Annotated in this window: 18 protein-coding genes; 11 read left to right on the top strand and 7 right to left on the bottom strand. The window is 28.9% G+C overall.

Annotated features, from left to right (window positions below; all coding sequences use genetic code 11):
- Positions 1-154: 154 nt before the first annotated feature.
- The 3 genes from sppA to aroQ are packed head-to-tail and all read right to left on the bottom strand — an operon-like array spanning position 155 to position 2,763.
- The gene (gene sppA / locus BT997_RS03705) at positions 155-1,045 is read right to left on the bottom strand and encodes a signal peptide peptidase SppA (RefSeq protein ID WP_072680093.1); all 891 of its coding nucleotides are present in this window, start codon (positions 1,043-1,045) and stop codon (positions 155-157) included.
- Positions 1,038-2,267: a metal-dependent hydrolase gene (locus BT997_RS03700; protein WP_072680092.1), complete on the bottom strand. Its 1,230-nt coding sequence runs from the start codon at positions 2,265-2,267 to the stop codon at positions 1,038-1,040. The genes sppA and BT997_RS03700 overlap by 8 nt, the downstream gene beginning before the upstream one ends.
- A gap of 19 nt (positions 2,268-2,286) precedes the next feature.
- On the bottom strand, positions 2,287-2,763 hold the full coding sequence (gene aroQ, locus BT997_RS03695; protein ID WP_072680091.1) for a type II 3-dehydroquinate dehydratase: 477 nt from the start codon (positions 2,761-2,763) through the stop codon (positions 2,287-2,289).
- A gap of 79 nt (positions 2,764-2,842) precedes the next feature.
- Here aroQ and BT997_RS03690 point away from each other — a divergent pair, with 79 nt between their 5' ends.
- The 8 genes from BT997_RS03690 (at position 2,843) to lepA (ending at position 11,220) form a co-directional block, all read left to right on the top strand.
- Complete coding sequence (locus BT997_RS03690) at positions 2,843-3,868, top strand: M24 family metallopeptidase (RefSeq protein WP_072680090.1); 1,026 nt, start codon at positions 2,843-2,845, stop codon at positions 3,866-3,868.
- A gap of 64 nt (positions 3,869-3,932) precedes the next feature.
- Positions 3,933-4,409, top strand: coding sequence for a 2-amino-4-hydroxy-6-hydroxymethyldihydropteridine diphosphokinase (folK, locus tag BT997_RS03685; protein ID WP_072680089.1), 477 nt, complete (start codon positions 3,933-3,935; stop codon positions 4,407-4,409).
- Between the two features lie 55 nt (positions 4,410-4,464).
- Entirely contained in the window at positions 4,465-5,565 is a 1,101-nt protein-coding gene (mnmA, locus tag BT997_RS03680; RefSeq protein WP_072680088.1) for a tRNA 2-thiouridine(34) synthase MnmA, read from the top strand.
- 117 nt (positions 5,566-5,682) lie between these two features.
- Entirely contained in the window at positions 5,683-5,916 is a 234-nt protein-coding gene (gene folK, locus BT997_RS03675) for a 2-amino-4-hydroxy-6-hydroxymethyldihydropteridine diphosphokinase (protein ID WP_305765106.1), read from the top strand.
- Between the two features lie 115 nt (positions 5,917-6,031).
- The gene (mnmA, locus tag BT997_RS03670; protein WP_072680086.1) at positions 6,032-7,066 is read left to right on the top strand and encodes a tRNA 2-thiouridine(34) synthase MnmA; all 1,035 of its coding nucleotides are present in this window, start codon (positions 6,032-6,034) and stop codon (positions 7,064-7,066) included.
- A 187-nt stretch (positions 7,067-7,253) separates the two neighbouring features.
- Complete coding sequence (locus tag BT997_RS03665) at positions 7,254-8,183, top strand: ribose-phosphate pyrophosphokinase (RefSeq protein WP_072680085.1); 930 nt, start codon at positions 7,254-7,256, stop codon at positions 8,181-8,183.
- 73 nt (positions 8,184-8,256) lie between these two features.
- The gene (locus BT997_RS03660) at positions 8,257-9,282 is read left to right on the top strand and encodes an OmpA family protein (protein WP_072680084.1); all 1,026 of its coding nucleotides are present in this window, start codon (positions 8,257-8,259) and stop codon (positions 9,280-9,282) included.
- A 150-nt stretch (positions 9,283-9,432) separates the two neighbouring features.
- Positions 9,433-11,220 carry a translation elongation factor 4 gene (gene lepA, locus BT997_RS03655; RefSeq protein ID WP_072680083.1) on the top strand — a complete coding sequence of 596 codons (1,788 nt, stop codon included), beginning with the start codon at positions 9,433-9,435 and terminating at the stop codon, positions 11,218-11,220.
- 119 nt (positions 11,221-11,339) lie between these two features.
- Here the strand turns inward: lepA and BT997_RS03650 are convergent, their stop codons facing one another.
- The gene (locus BT997_RS03650) at positions 11,340-12,047 is read right to left on the bottom strand and encodes a hypothetical protein (RefSeq protein ID WP_072680082.1); all 708 of its coding nucleotides are present in this window, start codon (positions 12,045-12,047) and stop codon (positions 11,340-11,342) included.
- Between the two features lie 248 nt (positions 12,048-12,295).
- Between BT997_RS03650 and BT997_RS03645 the strand changes: the two genes are divergently transcribed.
- From BT997_RS03645 to hisA, 3 genes are read left to right on the top strand one after another with little or no spacing between them, the layout of a single operon-like run.
- Positions 12,296-12,865, top strand: a complete 570-nt coding sequence (locus BT997_RS03645) for a phosphoribosyltransferase family protein (protein WP_072680081.1) — start codon at positions 12,296-12,298, stop codon at positions 12,863-12,865.
- Positions 12,866-12,903: 38 nt separating this feature from the next.
- Positions 12,904-13,518 carry an imidazole glycerol phosphate synthase subunit HisH gene (hisH, locus tag BT997_RS03640; protein WP_072680080.1) on the top strand — a complete coding sequence of 205 codons (615 nt, stop codon included), beginning with the start codon at positions 12,904-12,906 and terminating at the stop codon, positions 13,516-13,518.
- 17 nt (positions 13,519-13,535) lie between these two features.
- Positions 13,536-14,252, top strand: a complete 717-nt coding sequence (gene hisA, locus BT997_RS03635; protein WP_072680079.1) for a 1-(5-phosphoribosyl)-5-[(5-phosphoribosylamino)methylideneamino]imidazole-4-carboxamide isomerase — start codon at positions 13,536-13,538, stop codon at positions 14,250-14,252.
- Between the two features lie 22 nt (positions 14,253-14,274).
- Here hisA and BT997_RS03630 read toward each other — a convergent pair whose 3' ends face one another.
- From BT997_RS03630 to BT997_RS03620, 3 genes are read right to left on the bottom strand one after another with little or no spacing between them, the layout of a single operon-like run.
- The gene (locus BT997_RS03630; RefSeq protein ID WP_072680078.1) at positions 14,275-14,496 is read right to left on the bottom strand and encodes a hypothetical protein; all 222 of its coding nucleotides are present in this window, start codon (positions 14,494-14,496) and stop codon (positions 14,275-14,277) included.
- Position 14,497: 1 nt separating this feature from the next.
- Entirely contained in the window at positions 14,498-17,458 is a 2,961-nt protein-coding gene (locus BT997_RS03625) for a DNA mismatch repair protein (protein ID WP_072680077.1), read from the bottom strand.
- 1 nt (position 17,459) lies between these two features.
- Positions 17,460-17,879 carry a heme-binding domain-containing protein gene (locus tag BT997_RS03620; protein WP_072680076.1) on the bottom strand — a complete coding sequence of 140 codons (420 nt, stop codon included), beginning with the start codon at positions 17,877-17,879 and terminating at the stop codon, positions 17,460-17,462.

Here is a 17,879-nt window from a genome sequence, read left to right as displayed (position 1 = left end):
ATGAAGAAACTATTGATAAATATAATTTAGATAAAAACGAAGATAAACGTAGCTTGCTTACTATAATTTTTTGCGGAGTATAACACAATTATAAAAAAAGGTAAAGCTTTAAACTTTACCTTTTTATTTCTATTTATATAATGTTAAAATTAAACTAATAAGCTTTTAAAGAACCAAAAAGATTTACTGAAAAATTCGATACTGCTTCATTGATAATTTTATCAATGAATTTTTCAAATTTATCTTCTTTTTTCCAAACAGCTTTATCAACCCCTGAAAGTTTTTCAATCTCTTCTTTTGCATACGTTAAAGTAGTCACTTCATCTACAAGCCCTACTTTTTTAGCCTGTCCTGAAGTAAATATATGTGCATCGGCATATATTTCATGATCTTCAACTTTAAGCTTTCTTGCATTTGCTACATCGGATACAAACATTGAGTAAGTATCTTTTATAACTTTTTCAAGTTCTTCTTTTTCATAACTAGCCCATTCTCTTGTTGGTGTTCCAGATTCTTTATATCGCCCTGCTTTTACAGTTTGTGTTTTAACTCCGATTTTTTCCATAAGTTCTTCAAGATTTGTTCCTTGAAAAATAACACCAATAGAACCAATCATAGCACCAGGATTTGCAATAATTTTATTTGCCCAAATAGAGGCATAATAACTTCCACTTGCCATAACACCACTTGCATAAGCAACTACTGGTTTAATTTGGGCTAATTCTTTTATCGCATAAGCTAATTCAACAGAAGGAGCAACAGCACCTCCAGGAGAATTTACAATAAGTAAAACACCTTTTATGTTTTTATTTCTCTTAGCTTCATAAATATCTTCCATAACTTTTTCAATATTTAAAATAGGACCCATCAACTCAATTTTTTGTAAATTTGCTTGCTCTTGATTACTATTATTTAAAGCAGAATCATCTGAACTTGAAACAACAAAATAAATTATTGTTAAAAAGACTATAGTCTTAAAATACTTAGTTATAAAATCTAAAATTGCTATAATTGGATAAAATAGCTTTTTAATCATCTCAAACATTTTTACCTCCTATAATTGTTTTATCTACAAACTTTGTGTGTAGAATAATATTCATACATAAATCATTTTCATCTTTTACTCTGTCTGGCAAACTAATGCAAATTAAATCAGCATCTTTGTTTGCTACTAACTCACCTTTATTTAATCCTAAAGCATCACTACCATTTTTTGTTGCTGCTTTTAATAATACTTTTGAAAAATCAATAATATTTCTGTTTGTATGTGTCATTAGTAAATTTCTCAACTCATCAAACATTGATAAAGAGTTATTTGAACTCAAGCCATCTGTTCCTATAGAAAATGGAATTGAATATTCATCTAATCTATCTAAATCTAATTTTGTATTATTTAAAAATCTATTTGATGTAACACAATGATTTATTGTTGCACCCAATTCTTTTATTTTATGTAAGTCATTATTACTTGCTTCAACACAATGAGTAAAAGAAAGATTTTCAATATTTTTAAACTGATTTAAAAATTCCATTGGTCGTGTTACACTTTGACTCTGTCCCAAAAAGTTTTTAAAAAAGTCTAAAAAACTACCTTGGTCTTTATGTAACCATTCAAACTCTTCAGGCGATTCTAAAAAATGAGAACTAACACTTAGATTAGTTTCAGAAGCTAATTTTAGGCTCTCTCTTATTAAAAATGGATGAACAGAATAAGGAGAATGAATTGCAACAGCAGGAATAAAGCTTTCATCTTTTTCTAAAACAGCACTATTCAATCTTGCTTTAAAATCTGCAAATAACGTATCTGCCATATCTGCTTTACTACCAATCACCTCTGTAAAAAAAACTGTATTTATTGGTGATTTTTTACAAGCTTCTAAATCAAATGAATATGATGAAATTGCTCCAATACTTGTAGTACCAGTTTTTTTCATTCGTGATAATTTTTGAGAAATTAGTTTTGTAGTAGCTTTTTCAATAAGTTCATCTCTTGAACCTATAACTGAATTAAGCCAAGATATAAAGTTACCATATTTTAAAGTTGTTGTATTTGAAGAAAACTCTAGATGAACATGGGAATTTATTAAGCCAGGCATTACTATAGAATTTTCTTCTAATTGAAAAATATCCACATCAGGATATTTTTCTTTTATAAACTCTATAGTTCCTACATCAATAATTTTTTTATCATAAACAATAGCACCATCTTTTATTATGGTACTATTTTCATCACAAGTAATTATCCATGATGCACTAATAATTTTCATTAAAGTTAATTACCTTTGATTATTCTGCAGATTCTGCTTGTTTTTGAGATTCTACTGCTTTAACTTCTGAAACAATTTGAGTTAGTGCAATTAAACCCATATGATATCCAAATGGACCAAACCCACTAATAACACCAGTTGAAGAACCAGCTGTAATTGATTTTTGTCTATATTCTTCTCTTTTATAAATATTTGAAATGTGAACTTCTACTGTTGGTAAATTTATTGCTGATAAAGCATCTTTGATTGCAATTGACGTATGAGAAAATGCTGCTGGGTTAATTAAAATACCATCAACTGTACCTAAACATTCTTGAATTCTATCTACTATTTCACCTTCTAAATTTGATTGAAAAAACTCTAACTCTACACCATTTTGAGAAGCAGAACCTTTCATTTGCTCATGAATTTGGTCTAAACTCATTGGACCGTAAATATGCTGTTCTCTAATACCTAACATATTTAAGTTTGGACCTTGGATTACTGCGATTTTCATATTATATTCCTTTTATAAATTTTAGGTAAGATTATATTGAAATTTATGTTAATTATAAATCAAAATAAAAAGAGTACTTATGAAAAATTATATACTATTGGATGAAAATGCCGTTTATTATGAATGTGGATTTTCATGTGACAACGCTGTTTATTTAAAATTAGGTTCAGAAGCCTTCTTTATAACTGACTCAAGATACACTGTAGAAGCAGAAGAATATACAAAAAATTGTTCAGTTATCGAAAGTTCAAATCTAATTGAAGATACTAAAAAGATACTAAAAAAAAATAAAATTAAAAAAGTAGTTTTTGATCCAAATGATTTTAAATTATCTTTTTATCAAAACCTAACAAAAGATTTAAAAACAGAATTTATTCCAAAAGAAAATTTCTCTAAATTAAAAAGAATAATAAAAAGTGATGAAGAAATTCAAATACTAAGAAAAGCTGCAAAGATAGGAAGAAAAGGTTTTAAAGAATTAGCTTCTTATATAAGAAAAAATGGTTACAATCAAAGTGAGAACTTTTTACATTTTAAAGCTATTGAAAAAATGAGTAACCAAGGTAAAAACGATTTAAGTTTTGATCCAATTGTTGCTTTTAATAAAAATGCAGCAAAACCACATGCCCTACCAACTAATAAAAAATTAAAATTAAACGACCTTGTATTAGTTGATGCTGGAGTAAAATATAAAAGATATTGTTCAGATAGAACATGTACAGCAAATACAAACTTTGAAAAGTTTTCTTTCAAAAGAGAACAAAAATTTAAAAATAAAAAACATCAAAAAATATATGACATAGTTTATAAAGCCCAACTAAACGCTATAAATAAAGTAAGAACGGGAATGAAAGCTTCTAAAGTTGATAGTTTTACTAGGGATTATATTATTAAAGCTGGCTATGGTAAATACTTTGTACATAGCACTGGTCATGGAGTAGGACTTGATATACATGAATTTCCTAATATAAACTCAAAATCAGATGTAATTATTGAAGATAATATGGTTTTTACTATTGAACCTGGTATATATATCCCAAATGAATTTGGAGTTAGAATTGAAGATACTGTTGTTATGAAGAATGGTAGAGCTCAAATACTGTAATTTACAAAAGAATTAAGAAAATCAATCTTGACTAACTTAATAATTTTTATTTTTTTGGAGAAATATGAAAAAAAAATTAAATGAAAATTTAACACTGCATTATACTAGTAATTTTCCAAAAAAATTTAAAAACCATTCAAATAAGAAATATCTTGTAACTATTGGAATTGGGGGAAATATTGGAAATACAAAAAGAATTTTTGATAAACTTTTCTTATCTTTAAAAACAAATAAAAAATTTGATATTCTTATGACTTCACCTTTACTTACAAACCCACCATTTGGTTTTTTGGAACAAAATGACTTTTTAAATGGTATAATTGCGATTAAAACTAATCTTGCACCGAATGAATTCCTTAAAAATATGCATAGATTAGAAAAAAGATTTGGAAGAAAGCGATCCTTTCAAGATGCGCCTAGAACCCTAGATATTGATATAATCTTTTTCGATAATAAAAAAATTAATACTAAAAAACTTATTATCCCTCACAAAGATTGGGCAAATAGAGAGTCAGTGATTATTCCTTTAAAATACATATAAAACAACTCATTGTTGTAAATAAAGTTCTGAAAAAAGAACTTTTAGAGGTTAAAAAATGGACAAAAAAAAAGTAGTTGTTGGGATGTCAGGTGGTGTTGATTCTTCTGTTACTGCATTACTGTTAAAACAACAAGGATATGAAGTAGTAGGCTTATTCATGCGTAACTGGGAATATGGAATCAAAGGAAGCCAATGTCCTAATCGTATAGAGTTTGAAGATGCAAAAAAAGTAGGCGAACTCTTAGGAATTGAAGTAAAAGGTAAAGACTTTGTTGAAGAATACAGAACAAAAGTATTTGATGTATTTTTAGAAGGTTTAAAAAAAGGGCTTACACCAAATCCAGATATTCTATGTAATAGAGAAATTAAATTCAATGTATTTTTAAATGAAGCAAAAAAAATGGGTGCAGATATGATTGCAACTGGGCATTATGCAAAAATATCTAAATACAATGACCACTATGTACTAGATACTCCAAAAGATAGTTCAAAAGACCAAAGTTACTTCTTACATGCACTATTAAGTGAGCAACTTTCACATGCTATGTTTCCCCTTGGTGATTTGACAAAAATAGAAGTTAGAGAAATTGCAAGAGAACACAATCTTCCTGTTAGTGATAAAAAAGATAGTACTGGTATATGTTTTATTGGAAATCAAAGATTTGATGATTTTATTACACAACATCTAAAAGCAATTCCTGGAGATATGTTAGATGAAAATGGAAAAGTAATAGGAAAACATAAAGGTCTAATTTGTTACACATTAGGTCAGAGAAAAGGTATTGGTCTTGGAGGTATCAAAGAGACTGAATCAGCTGGACACATTCATAAACCATGGTATGCAGCTAAAAAAGATATTGAAAACAACACATTAACAGTAGTACAAGATACTAATCACCCCCTACTTATGAACCAAAATGTAGAAGCTAGTCATATGCACTGGGTACTTGAAGTTGCTCCTAAAGTTGGTGATAAATTGATGGCACAAGTACGTTATCGTCAACAAAAGCAAGCTTGTACTGTGACAGAAACTAAAGATAATAAAGTAATAGTCAAATTTGACAAACCTCAAAGAGCAGTAACTTTAGGACAAAGTCTTGTTTTATATGATGGTGAGTATTGTCTAGGTGGCGGATTTATAAGCAATTACTATTAATTAGCGCCTATGAATTAAAAAATATTGAGGATTGGAAAACCATCCTCAATGCTACTAAATAAAAAATTTTAATTTGATTTACTTATAATTTTAACTCTATTTTTATAACAAAAACCTATTTTAAATGATATAATGCCGCTTTCTAATAATCTTACAACAAACGGATTATTAAATCCTGTAAGATTAGAGATTAGATATGGAAGAAAGCGATCCTTTCAAGATGCGCCTAAAAACCTAGATATAGATATAGTCTTTTTTAATAATAAGAAAATAAATACAAAAGACCTTATTATTCCTCATAAAAATTGGGCAAATAGAGAATCAGTGATTATTCCTTTAAAATATATGTAGAACAACTCGTTGTTTTCTTTAGGATTTTACTACTTTTAATTGGATTTACTCCAATACTAAAAAGTAGTTCTTAAATTTTGGTTTCTTTGAAAAAGGAACTTTTTAAAGGTTAAAAATGAAAAAAAAAGTAATGGTAGGTATGAGTGGAGGAATTGACTCATCAGTTACTGCTTATATGCTACAAAAAGATGGCTTTCAAGTTGAAGGTGTTTACTTAAAACTTCACGATAGAACAGACGGTTATCATGAAACAAATCTTGCTTATATAGAAAAAGTTGCAAAATTTTTAAATATCAAATATCATATTTTAGATAAAACTGATACATTTGGAGAAGAAGTTTACGACTATTTTGTAAATTCATATATTGATGGAACTACTCCAAATCCATGTGTAAAATGTAATAGACAAATAAAGTTTGGAGCTATGCTTGATTTTGCAAAAGAACATGGAGCTGATTTTTTAGCTACTGGACATTATGCAAAAACTGATGGCAAGTTTTTCTATGAAGCAGATGATAAATCAAAAGATCAAAGCTATTTCTTATCACAAGTAAAAAAAGAAGCTTTACCATTTATGATGTTCCCATTAAGTACTTATAAAAAAGAGGATATTGTTAAATTCGCTGCCTCATTAGATGAAGTCTATGTAAAAATCACTGAAAAAAATGAGTCTCAAGAAATATGTTTTGTTGATACTGTATACACAGATGTAATAAAAAAACATGCAAAAATTGACCTTCCTGGAAAAGTTTTAAATGAAGAAGGAAATGTTGTAGGTGAACATAAAGGTTATATGCATTATACAATTGGAAAAAGAAGAGGATTTATTGTTCATGGAGCACATGAACCTCATTTTGTTACTAAAATAAACCCTGAAAATAATACAATCGTTGTAGGTAAAAAAGCTGCATTAGAAATCAATGAAGTTGAAGTTAACAATTTAAATATGTATATAGAAGATAAAGAATTTACATGTACTGTTAAATTAAGATATAGATCTATTTCAACTTCTTGTAAAGTGAGGATTGAAGGAGATAAAGCTTACATTAATTTAGATGAAGCTGCATTTGGAGTAGCAGATGGACAACTTGCAGTATTTTATGATAATGATAAAGTACTAGGTAGTGGTTGGATTCAAGAAACTGAATAGATAGTTTATAAACTGGGGATTCTCCTAGTTTATAAGATTTGATTATAACTTTCAATAAAATATCTTTTTTATATATTTTTTTAAATAACTTTATATAATTTAATTAACTCTAAAATTATCTTAATATCTATTAAGTACTTTTTAGATAAAATCGCTTTAACACAAACAATCACACAAGGAAAACCTAATGTCAAAATTTAAGCTTTTTAGTGGTACCGCAAACCCTGAATTTGCTAAAAATGTTGGAGACTATCTAAACATTGAAGTAGGCACAGCTACAATCAATAAATTTAGTGATGGAGAAATCTCTGTTCAAGTTAAAGAGAGCGTAAGAGGACAAGATGTATTTATTGTTCAACCTACATGTGCTCCAACAAATGACCACCTAATGGAACTACTTATTATGGTAGATGCATTAAAAAGATCAAGTGCAAAATCTATCTCTGCTGTTATTCCATATTATGGATATGCTAGACAAGATAGAAAAGCTGCTCCAAGAGTTCCAATTACTGCAAAGTTAGTTGCTGATATGTTAGAAGCTGCAGGTATTGATAGAATGATTACTATTGATTTACATGCTGCACAAATTCAAGGATTTTTCAATATCCCTGTTGATAACTTATATGGTTCAGTTATGTTTGTAGATTATTTAAAATCTAAAAATCTAAAAAACCCAATCATTGCAAGTCCAGATATTGGCGGAGTTGCACGGGCAAGAAGCTATGCAGATAAACTAGGATATGACTTAGTAATTGTTGATAAAAGAAGAGAAAAAGCAAATGTTGCAGAAGTTATGAATATCATTGGTGACGTTGAAGGTAAAGATGTAATCTTAGTTGATGATATGGTTGATACTGCTGGAACTTTAGTTAAAGCTGCTGAAGTATTAAAGAAAAAAGGTGCGACATCAGTAATGGCCTGCTGTACTCATGGTGTACTATCAGGACCAGCATTTGATAGACTAAATGAGGGAACATTGGATGAATTAATTATCTCAGATACAATTCCAATGCATGGAGAAAGTGATAAAATCACTGTATTAACAGGTTCAAGAATTATTGGTGAAACTATTAGAAGAATTACTAATAATGAATCAGTAAATTCGATTTTTATATAGTAATTTAAGATAAATAAAGATTTAATTTATTTTTAGATAAAATATTGCAAAATAACAAACACAAGGGAAAATTATGAAAAAGATACTATTATCAACTGCACTATGTGCTTCAATGATGTTCGCTGCAAATAGTGAATATAAATATGAAATCACGCCTATGATTGGTGGAGTTTATACGGAAGGTAACTTAGATTTAGAAAGAAACTATGCAGATGCTGGTTTAAGTTTAGGTTTTAACTTAGATGATTCTATGTTTGATCAAGTAGAACTAGGTTTCTTAAGAAGTTTAGAAGATGTTGATTACACAAGAAATGGTACAAATGAAGATACAGGAATTACTAGAGTATTCGCAAACTTAGTAAAAGAGTATGGTTTATCTGATTCTACGTCATTATATGGATTAATCGGGGCTGGTGTTGAAATTTTTGATAACGAAGAGTTTGATAATGAAGATGGTTTATTCGCTAACTACGGTGTTGGTATCAAATATAAAATTTCTGAAGCAGTAGCTTTAAAAGCTGACGTTAGACACTTAGTTGAATTTGATCATGGTGATAACAACTTATTATATACAGTTGGTTTAGCTATTCCATTTGGAAAAAAAGCTGCTCCTGCTCCAATGATGAAAAAAGAACCAATTCCAGTTATTACTCCAGTTGATGTAGTAATGCCAAAAGATTCTGATGGTGATGGTGTTGTTGATGCAAATGACAAATGTCCAAATACTCCAAAAGGTGATATCGTTGATGAAACTGGTTGTTCATTAAAAGTTAACTTAAATATTAATTTTGATACTGACTCTGCAGTAATTAACAACTCTTACTCTTCAAAAATCAAAAAATTTGCAGACTTCATGAAAGCTTTCCCATCAGTTAAAGGTAAAATTGAAGCTCATACAGATTCAGATGGTTCAGATGCATATAACCAAAAATTATCTGAAAGAAGAGCAGCGTCTACTGTTAAAGCATTAGAAGCTTACGGTGTTGAAAAAGCAAGATTAAACTCTGTTGGATATGGAGAATTAAATCCTAAAGCATCAAATGAGACTGCTGAAGGTAAAGCAATGAACAGAAGAGTTGAAGGTTCTATCTCTAGATAGTCTTTATTCTTTTATAGATTTTAGGCAAAAAGCCTAAAATCTATCTTTTTTAAATTTCCTACTTAAAACTTCTCTTAACTTTTTACTTAACACGAAACTTACTTTTTTTTAGATATAATCGCGATAAAATATATTAAATAGGATTATACGTTGCAAGAAAATATTAGAAACTTTTCAATTATTGCTCATATTGACCATGGAAAATCAACACTAGCAGATAGAATTATTCAAGAGTGTGGTTCAGTTGCAGATAGAGATATGTCAGCACAAGTTATGGATACAATGGATATTGAAAAAGAGCGTGGTATTACTATTAAAGCTCAAAGTGTAAGACTTGACTATGTAAAAGATGGCCAGAATTATGTTCTAAATCTTATTGACACTCCAGGTCATGTTGATTTTTCTTATGAAGTGAGTCGTTCTTTAGCCTCATCAGAAGGTGCTTTACTTATTGTAGATTCAACACAAGGTGTTGAAGCACAAACTATTGCAAATGTTTATATAGCAATGGACAATGACTTAGAACTACTTCCTGTTGTAAATAAAATTGATTTGCCTTCTGCTGACCCAGATAGAGTTTTAGAAGAAGTAGAAGAAGCGATTGGACTTGACTGTACAGAAAACAATCTAATTTCTGCGAAAACAGGTCTTGGAGTTAGAGACTTAATTGATTCAATTGTTGATAGAGTTCCAGCACCACAAGGTGATGAAAATGCTCCTACAAAAGCACTAATCTATGATTCTTGGTTTGATAACTACCTTGGAGCTCTTGCACTTGTAAGAGTTTATGAAGGGAGTATCAAAAAAGGTCAAATGATGAAGATGATGAATACAAAAGTTGAACATCCAGTTCTTAACTTAATGTATCCTCATCCATTAAAAAGACAAAATACAAATGAAATCAAAACTGGTGAAATAGGTATTGTTGTATTAGGGCTTAAAACTTTAGATGGTATTGCAGTTGGGGATACAATAACTGATGCAAAAAACCCAACACCTGTTGCTATTGATGGATTTGAGCCTGCTAAACCTTTCGTATTCGCTGGGATTTACCCAATTGAAACTGATAAGTTTGAGGATTTAAGAGAAGCACTTACAAAGTTACAACTAAATGATTCATCTATCTCTTTTGAACCAGAATCTTCTGCGGCACTTGGTTCTGGATTTAGAACAGGATTTTTAGGTATGCTTCATATGGAAGTTATAAAAGAAAGACTTGAAAGAGAATTCAACTTAGATTTAATAGCAACTGCACCAACAGTTATATATGAAGTTCTAAAAAAAGATGGAGAAAGAATCACAATCCAAAATCCATCAGAACTACCAGAGCCAAACTATATAGAGACAATTTTTGAACCATATGTAAAAGCTACAGTTTTAGTTCCTGATGAGTTTTTAGGAAATGTAATCAAGCTTTTAAATGACAAAAGAGCTATCCAAAATAAAATGGACTATATAGGGAAAAGAGTACTTTTAGATTATGATATTCCAATGAATGAAATCGTAATGGACTTCTATGATAAACTAAAATCAACAACAAAAGGTTATGCATCTTTCGATTATGAACCAGTTGGATTTAGACCAGGTGTTTTACAAAAACTTGATATCAAAGTTGCTGGTGATGTTGTTGATGCCTTATCAATTATCGTTCCAGAAAATAAAGCACTTAGTAAAGGTAGAGAATTTATCAAAGCCTTAAAAGAATTAATACCAAGACAACTTTTTGAAGTTGCTATTCAAGCAAGTATTGGTTCAACAATTATTGCGAGAGAAACAGTAAAATCAACAGGTAAAAACGTAACCGCAAAATGTTATGGTGGAGATATTACAAGAAAAAGAAAACTACTAGAAAAACAAAAAGCTGGTAAAAAAAGAATGAAAGCAATTGGAAAGGTGAACGTACCACAAGAAGCATTCATGGCTGTGTTGAAGATTTAATCTTTAGCACATCTTCTGCGTTGAAACTTCAATTTTAAATGCTCATTTACTTCTAGTAAACTCTACTTTAAAATTAAAGCTCCACCTTGAACCTATACTAAATATTAAATCTCAACAAACTAATTATGGTTCTTCTCAACTTTTTTAACAATATTTTTTAATATTTGATTTACATCATCAGTAGTATACTGAGGATTATCAATAAAATATTTACATATGTCTAACACTTTTTTATGTTGTTTAGCATTAGATGATAAAGACCATTTAGCTGTTTCTTCTATAATTAAAATATTTGTAGGCTTTTTACCTTTTATCCCGCCAAAAGATAACGAATCAATTATCTTATATATATGTCGTTCATCACCTGAAGCCATAAAAGCTCCCCAATGAATATCTAAAGTTTTAGCTGATATAACATCCATATCAATAAGATTTATAAACTTAAGTTTTTTTATTCCAAACAATAATTTTTTTTCTTTTTCTGTTTTAACTAACTTTTTAATATGTTCATATTTATCTTTTATATCAGAATAATATAAAGCCATAATGAATATTTTTCTCTCATTTTCTTTTAAATTTACTAAAAAATCTATCCATTTATCAACTTTATTTTTATTTCCTCTAAATATTACAGAAAAGAAACCTCCCATTGGCGCTAAAGATTTTTTTCTTTCTAAAAAGCCTATTGAAGATAATTCTTTAACTACAATTTCAAATTTATTTGGTTCTGGTTGAAGATAATAATAAGTTAACCATTTATCTATATCTGTTTTTTCATTTGCACTAACAAATAATGAAAATATTATAACAATTAAGATTTTTTTCATAAGACAATTCCTTTAAAATATTCAAACTATCAAAATGTAAGTATTTTCAAAGTAGCGTTAAGAAAAATCTATATAAATTCGTAAAAAAATTACAACTGTCTGAGACAAAGGTACGTAGTCGAGTTTTGTAATTTTAGAATTTCTATATATTTTTTAGCTATTTTGGAACCTGCGAACGCTTTTCTTTTGGTACTTTTCTTTACTAAAAAGAAAAGTATAAAGTTCATTACTATATAATAATTCCAATTATGAAATGCTTATCATGTGAACAACTATCATTCAAAATCATTTGCAATAAATGCCGACAAAACTTACTAACACCCTCGTTCCACAAAAGAGAACTAAAAAAAGATTTTTATAACTACTCCTTCTATTCATTCTCAGAAATTGAATACCTAATAACCTCAAAATACTACTTTCATGGAGACAAAGTTTTCAATATACTAGCCAAACTATCATTCAAAAAATTTGCAAAAAACTTTGAATTTGAAGAATTAGTTTATTCAATAGGAATAGATGAACACACAAGACATAAGTTTTCACAAACTGCAATTCTTTCACGTCATCTAAAATCAAAAAATATAAAACCAATCTATAACCAACTCAAAGCCACAAATATAGTAAAATATGCAGGACATGATTTAGAGTATAGACAAAAGAATAAAAGAAAATTCAAAACATCTTTATCAAACAAAAAGATTATCTTAGTAGATGATTTAATTACAACTGGTACTACTATTTTAGAAGCAAAGAAAGCTTTAGAAAAAAAAAACAATGAAGTGCTTTTTTCTTTAACCCTAGCTGATGCTAAATTTTAGTATAATGCCTACTTCTTAAATAACACAAAGGATATTAATTGATTGGAATTATCGATTATAATATGGGAAATCTTGCTTCAGTTTATAATGCTTGTCATCTATTAGATACAAAAGCTTCATTTGTAAAAAACCCTGAAGAACTAAAAAACTTTGATAGAATCATTTTACCAGGAGTTGGTGCATTTGGTGATGCAATGGAACACCTAAATGAAACAGGTATGAAAGAAGCAATCTATAGCTTTGCAAAGACTGGAAAGCCTATGATAGGTATCTGTCTTGGTATGCAACTTTTATTTGAAAGCTCTGAAGAGTTTGGAGAGCATAAAGGTCTTGGACTTGTAGATGGGAAAGTTGTAAAATTTGATAAATCAAAAATGCATGAAGATACAAAAATCCCACATATGGGATGGAATACAATTAAAACACAAGATGATCATACTTTATTTGAAGGATTAAAAGATCCGTACCTTTATTTTGTACACTCTTATCATGCAATAACTGATGAGAAAAATATTATTGGAAAAACTGAATATGGATATGATTTTGTAAGTGCAGTACATAAAGAGAACATTTATGGTTTTCAACCACACCCAGAAAAATCTCATGAAAATGGACTAAAAATACTTAAAAATTTTATGAATTTAAAACACTAAAAAAGGGAAGAGATACTATGGATATTTTACCAGCAATAGACCTGAAAGACGGAAAAGCTGTAAGACTAAGTAAAGGACTTATGGATAGTGCAAAAATCTATTCAGATGAACCATGGCAAGTTGCAAAGAAATTTGAGGAACTTGGGAGTAAATGGCTTCATATAGTTGATTTAAACGGTGCATTTGCAGGTGAACCAGCAAATTTAGAGCAAATCAAAAAGATTAGAGAAAACTGTAATCTTAAAATAGAACTTGGTGGTGGAATTAGGGATGAAGAAACTATCAAAATGTATATTGAACTTGGTGTTGATAGACTTATCTTAGGTTCAATAGCAGTTAAGGACCCTCAGTTTGTAAAAGATATGGCAGCAAAATACCCTATTGCAGTAGGCATTGATGCAATGGATGGCATGGTTGCAGTTGAAGGATGGGCAGAAGTTTCATCTATGAAAGCAACTGATTTAGCAAAAGAGTTTGCAAATGCTGGTGTTGAAGCTATTATTTGTACTGATATCTCAAAAGATGGAATGCTTTGTGGGGTTAATGTAGAATTTACAGAATCAATAGCACTTGCATCTGGAATTGATACAATTGCTTCAGGTGGAGTAAAAGATATCACAGATGTTTTAGAGTGTAAAGACAATGGAAACATTGCAGGTATGATTGTTGGAAAAGCTTTCTACGAAGGTAGACTTGACTTAAAAGAAGCCTTTGATACAGTAGGACATATATAAATCTAAAGACTAGGGTTTTACCCTAGTTATTATTACAAGAACAAAAACCATCATCTTCTAGTTTTTGATTCTCTTTTTCTAATTTTTGTTTATATTTTTGAAAAGCTAGTTCTTTTTTTGATAAACCTTTTTCATGAACAGATTTTAAATGTGGTTTTGTTAAATCTACTTTTTCTTTTTCTAAACTCTGCTTTGCAAATAAAGAGATTGAAAAAACTAATATTATACCAATAATATATTTCATGCTATTTCACCTCATCAGCTGATGTATAATGTAACTCAAGACCTTTAGATGTTGCTACAAATCCATTTACATTTATTGTTCCATCATGAACCATTTTATGATGTTGTTTACATAATGGTATCAAATTATACTTATGGTTTGCATTGATATGTCCTATAAAACCATCTTTATTTGCACGTGCTTGTTCTTTAATATGATGAACATCATCACAAGCTCTTCCACAAATCACACAAGAACTTACAAAAACATCTTTGTTGTATTTTGATGATTTTTTATGAGTAATTCTTTCAACTGCAGAGTAATCATCTGTAAGTTTTTTTCTTATGTCATTTGCCACTTGTAAGAATTCTTTATCCATATGGAGTGATTTTGCATATTCAAGGCCATACATAGATGAACCACTTCCATATTTTAACTTTCTATCAAAAATTAACTTATCTTCTTCATCTTCATACATAACAGATAAATGAAGAGGAATTATATTTTTTAGTTTTTGTATCTCTTTTATTTCTGGTAATTGATGTAAATGTGTTGCAAAAATAAACATTGACTCTAGTTTTGATAGCTTTAAAATAGAACTTGCAACAATACTAACTCCACTCATAGTTTCTGTACTATGTGAGATTTCATCTCCTAAAATAAGAGATTGGTTAGTTGCACGGTTAAAAATATTTTTAAGCTCTAACATCTCAACTGCAAAAGAAGATAAACCTTTTGCAATATTATCAGCCCCAGATATTCTAGTAAATACAGAATCAAAAATAGAAAATCTCATAGACTTAGCAGGGACATAAAAACCTGCTTGTGCTAGTATTACTGCAATTCCTATTGACTTCATAAGTGAAGATTTTCCAGAAGAGTTTATTCCATATAATAAAACACCATGCATTTTATTATTGTACATGTTTATTGGATTTGAGTTTTTAATTATCACATTATTTTTGAACTCTTCATTTGCTAAAGATAGTTCACCTAAAATAATATCATTTGGCACATAAATACCCTGTTCTTCATTCGCTTCAATAATTGGGTGCCGTAAATCAATTACTTCTAAAAAGTTTTCATCTTCTTTTATCTTTACTATTTTTGGACATACATAGTTGTATTTTTTAGCTGTTTTGATATTTGATATAGTTAAATCAACTTCTGCAATAAACTGTACTAAGTCTTCTAAAAGTGTTGCAAATTTCTTTTCAAATTCTGTAAGTTTTTCTTTAAATACAAGTTTATTAAGTTCAATAATTTTTCTTAGGTTATGAACATATTTATCTGAAATAGTATCTGTAAAAGGGCACGAGATTTTTACTGATGTAGTTTGTATTTTTATATTAAAGTCTTTAAATAAAAGAAGTTCATCATCAATAATAATATGCGAATTTAATAACTCTTCTTTAATAAGATTGAATCTATTTTTTGTTAAAGATAGAAAAAAACCTTCTTTATCAAGTCTATTTATACTAACATAGTTTGAATCACTACTATTTATAAAAGAAAAAATATGACTTCTTAAAAGTTCTAGTTTCCCATAAAGTTCTTCGTTTTCTTTATTAAGCTCGTCTATTTGTGTATTTACACCATCGCAAACCATATTACATTCAACATCTTTTAACATATACTTTCCAGATACTGCTAAATTGAACGTTGATTCTATTGAATCTATAAACATTTGAAGTTCAGCTAAAGAACAAGGAGGAGTTATAAACTTGTAGTTTTCCATAAAAGATACAACTTCTTTTATACTTTGTAAAGAGTCATATAAATAATTTAGTTCAAAAGGATGAAGTCTTGTAAGTTTTATTCTTCTTGTAAGTCTTTCTATATCGTAAATATTTGCTAGTTCATTCTCTATAGGTCCATGGTAATCATATAATTCTTTTGAAAGAGCATATCTTCTAAGTAACTCTTTACTATCTTTTACAGGATGAGTAAGTCTCTCTTTTAAAAGTCTTTTACCCATAGCTGTTGATGTATTATTTATAAGTTTTATCAAACTTGGATTATGTGTTGTTTCTATAATATTTAATTGCTCTAAGGCATTATTTCCAAGATAAATGTATTTACTAACATCAAGTTTAACTGGATATGAAAGTTTTTGAACAATATTTGAATCATGACCTATTACAAAATCAATTAAAATAGCTAAAGCCTCTGTACTTAAAGGTACTCTTTCCATATCAAGATGTTCAATAGAAGTTAAAAGAGATTCTATATTAAATACATTTTTAAACAATTCATTTTGATAAGAAATTTTTGGACAAAAGTTTCCTATATGGAAAGTTTTTAAAGCAAGTTCTAGGTAATCTATAACTTCTTTTTGATTTATATTTTTATCTGTAAAAGTTACTACTACTTCATTTGTTTTATGCATATTCATATAATTGAAAACTTCATCAAGTGCATAAAACTTATCTTCACTTGTTCCATGAACTTCATTGTAAAAACATTTTCCAGTTGTAACATCTATTGCCGAATATCCAACTAAATAAATTCCTTTGATTTGGTCAATTACCAAAGATGTAATATTATTTTCATCTTGGTCAATCACAAAATCAAAGTTTGTACCTGGACTTACAACTGTGTCAAGATATCTAGATACTTTTGGAGGTAATCCACGTTGTTTGATTATTACTACTGTATACTTTTGCTCAGATATTATTCTAGCTAAATGTTTTTCAAGTGATATTGCAGGAACACCTGCCATAATTGGATTTTCTTGTGAATTTTCTAAAATTGATTTATTCTTACGCGTAAGTTGAATATTTAGAAGTTCAGCTATTTCTTTTGCTTTTCCAACTTGTTCTTCATCATTATTTACTTCGTAAACTTCAAAAAATGTTCCTATTTCCATAAGAACTACAGTATTTACTCCATACTTTTTTTCAAACAATCTTTGAAGTTTAAAATAAGTAACAGTTAATAAAGTTTTCTTCTGGTCTAGTAACTCTTGAACTTCTTCTCTCAATTTATTTTTTCACTCCAGTCCACTCTCTTATCATTGTTCTTTGTTCTCTTGTTAAATCTGCATCTTCATGAAATCTTACATAACTTTGTAAAGGCATAGCGGCATATACTGTTCTAAATATTCTCTTTAACTTTTTCTTTTTTTGTTCAGGAGTATAACTTTCCCAAATCGAAAAATTGACTCCAGCTCTTGCATTTTTTACATTTGAGCTAATAATCCATGATAAAGGTGCTATATTTGAATACCAAGGCCATTTTGTATTATTTGAATGACAATCATAACATGAAGTTTCAAATACAGATTTAATATGCGCAGGAGCTTTTATCTCTAAGTCTTTAGAAGCCTGTACGTTAGTTTTCTCAGTTTGAATAACTTGCATCGCTATGAATACAAGTAAAAAAATTAATAGTGCTCTTTTCAT

The sequence above is a fragment of the Arcobacter sp. LA11 genome (assembly GCF_001895145.1).
Lineage (GTDB): Bacteria > Campylobacterota > Campylobacteria > Campylobacterales > Arcobacteraceae > Halarcobacter.
The sequence above is the reverse complement of the archived record's forward strand: the minus strand, read 5'-3'. Positions and strand labels throughout refer to the sequence as shown.

Coding starts and splice junctions, on each gene's coding strand:
- hisA (WP_072680079.1), top strand. CDS start 13,536: ATGGATATTTTACCAGCAATAGACCTGAAAGACGGAAAAGCTGTAAGA.
- sppA (WP_072680093.1), bottom strand. CDS start 1,045: ATGTTTGAGATGATTAAAAAGCTATTTTATCCAATTATAGCAATTTTA.
- folK (WP_072680089.1), top strand. CDS start 3,933: ATGAAAAAAAAATTAAATGAAAATTTAACACTGCATTATACTAGTAAT.
- BT997_RS03650 (WP_072680082.1), bottom strand. CDS start 12,047: ATGAAAAAAATCTTAATTGTTATAATATTTTCATTATTTGTTAGTGCA.
- aroQ (WP_072680091.1), bottom strand. CDS start 2,763: ATGAAAATCGCAGTAATCCAAGGTCCAAACTTAAATATGTTAGGTATT.
- BT997_RS03700 (WP_072680092.1), bottom strand. CDS start 2,267: ATGAAAATTATTAGTGCATCATGGATAATTACTTGTGATGAAAATAGT.
- mnmA (WP_072680086.1), top strand. CDS start 6,032: ATGAAAAAAAAAGTAATGGTAGGTATGAGTGGAGGAATTGACTCATCA.
- BT997_RS03665 (WP_072680085.1), top strand. CDS start 7,254: ATGTCAAAATTTAAGCTTTTTAGTGGTACCGCAAACCCTGAATTTGCT.
- BT997_RS03645 (WP_072680081.1), top strand. CDS start 12,296: ATGAAATGCTTATCATGTGAACAACTATCATTCAAAATCATTTGCAAT.
- BT997_RS03620 (WP_072680076.1), bottom strand. CDS start 17,879: ATGAAAAGAGCACTATTAATTTTTTTACTTGTATTCATAGCGATGCAA.
- BT997_RS03660 (WP_072680084.1), top strand. CDS start 8,257: ATGAAAAAGATACTATTATCAACTGCACTATGTGCTTCAATGATGTTC.
- mnmA (WP_072680088.1), top strand. CDS start 4,465: ATGGACAAAAAAAAAGTAGTTGTTGGGATGTCAGGTGGTGTTGATTCT.
- BT997_RS03630 (WP_072680078.1), bottom strand. CDS start 14,496: ATGAAATATATTATTGGTATAATATTAGTTTTTTCAATCTCTTTATTT.
- BT997_RS03690 (WP_072680090.1), top strand. CDS start 2,843: ATGAAAAATTATATACTATTGGATGAAAATGCCGTTTATTATGAATGT.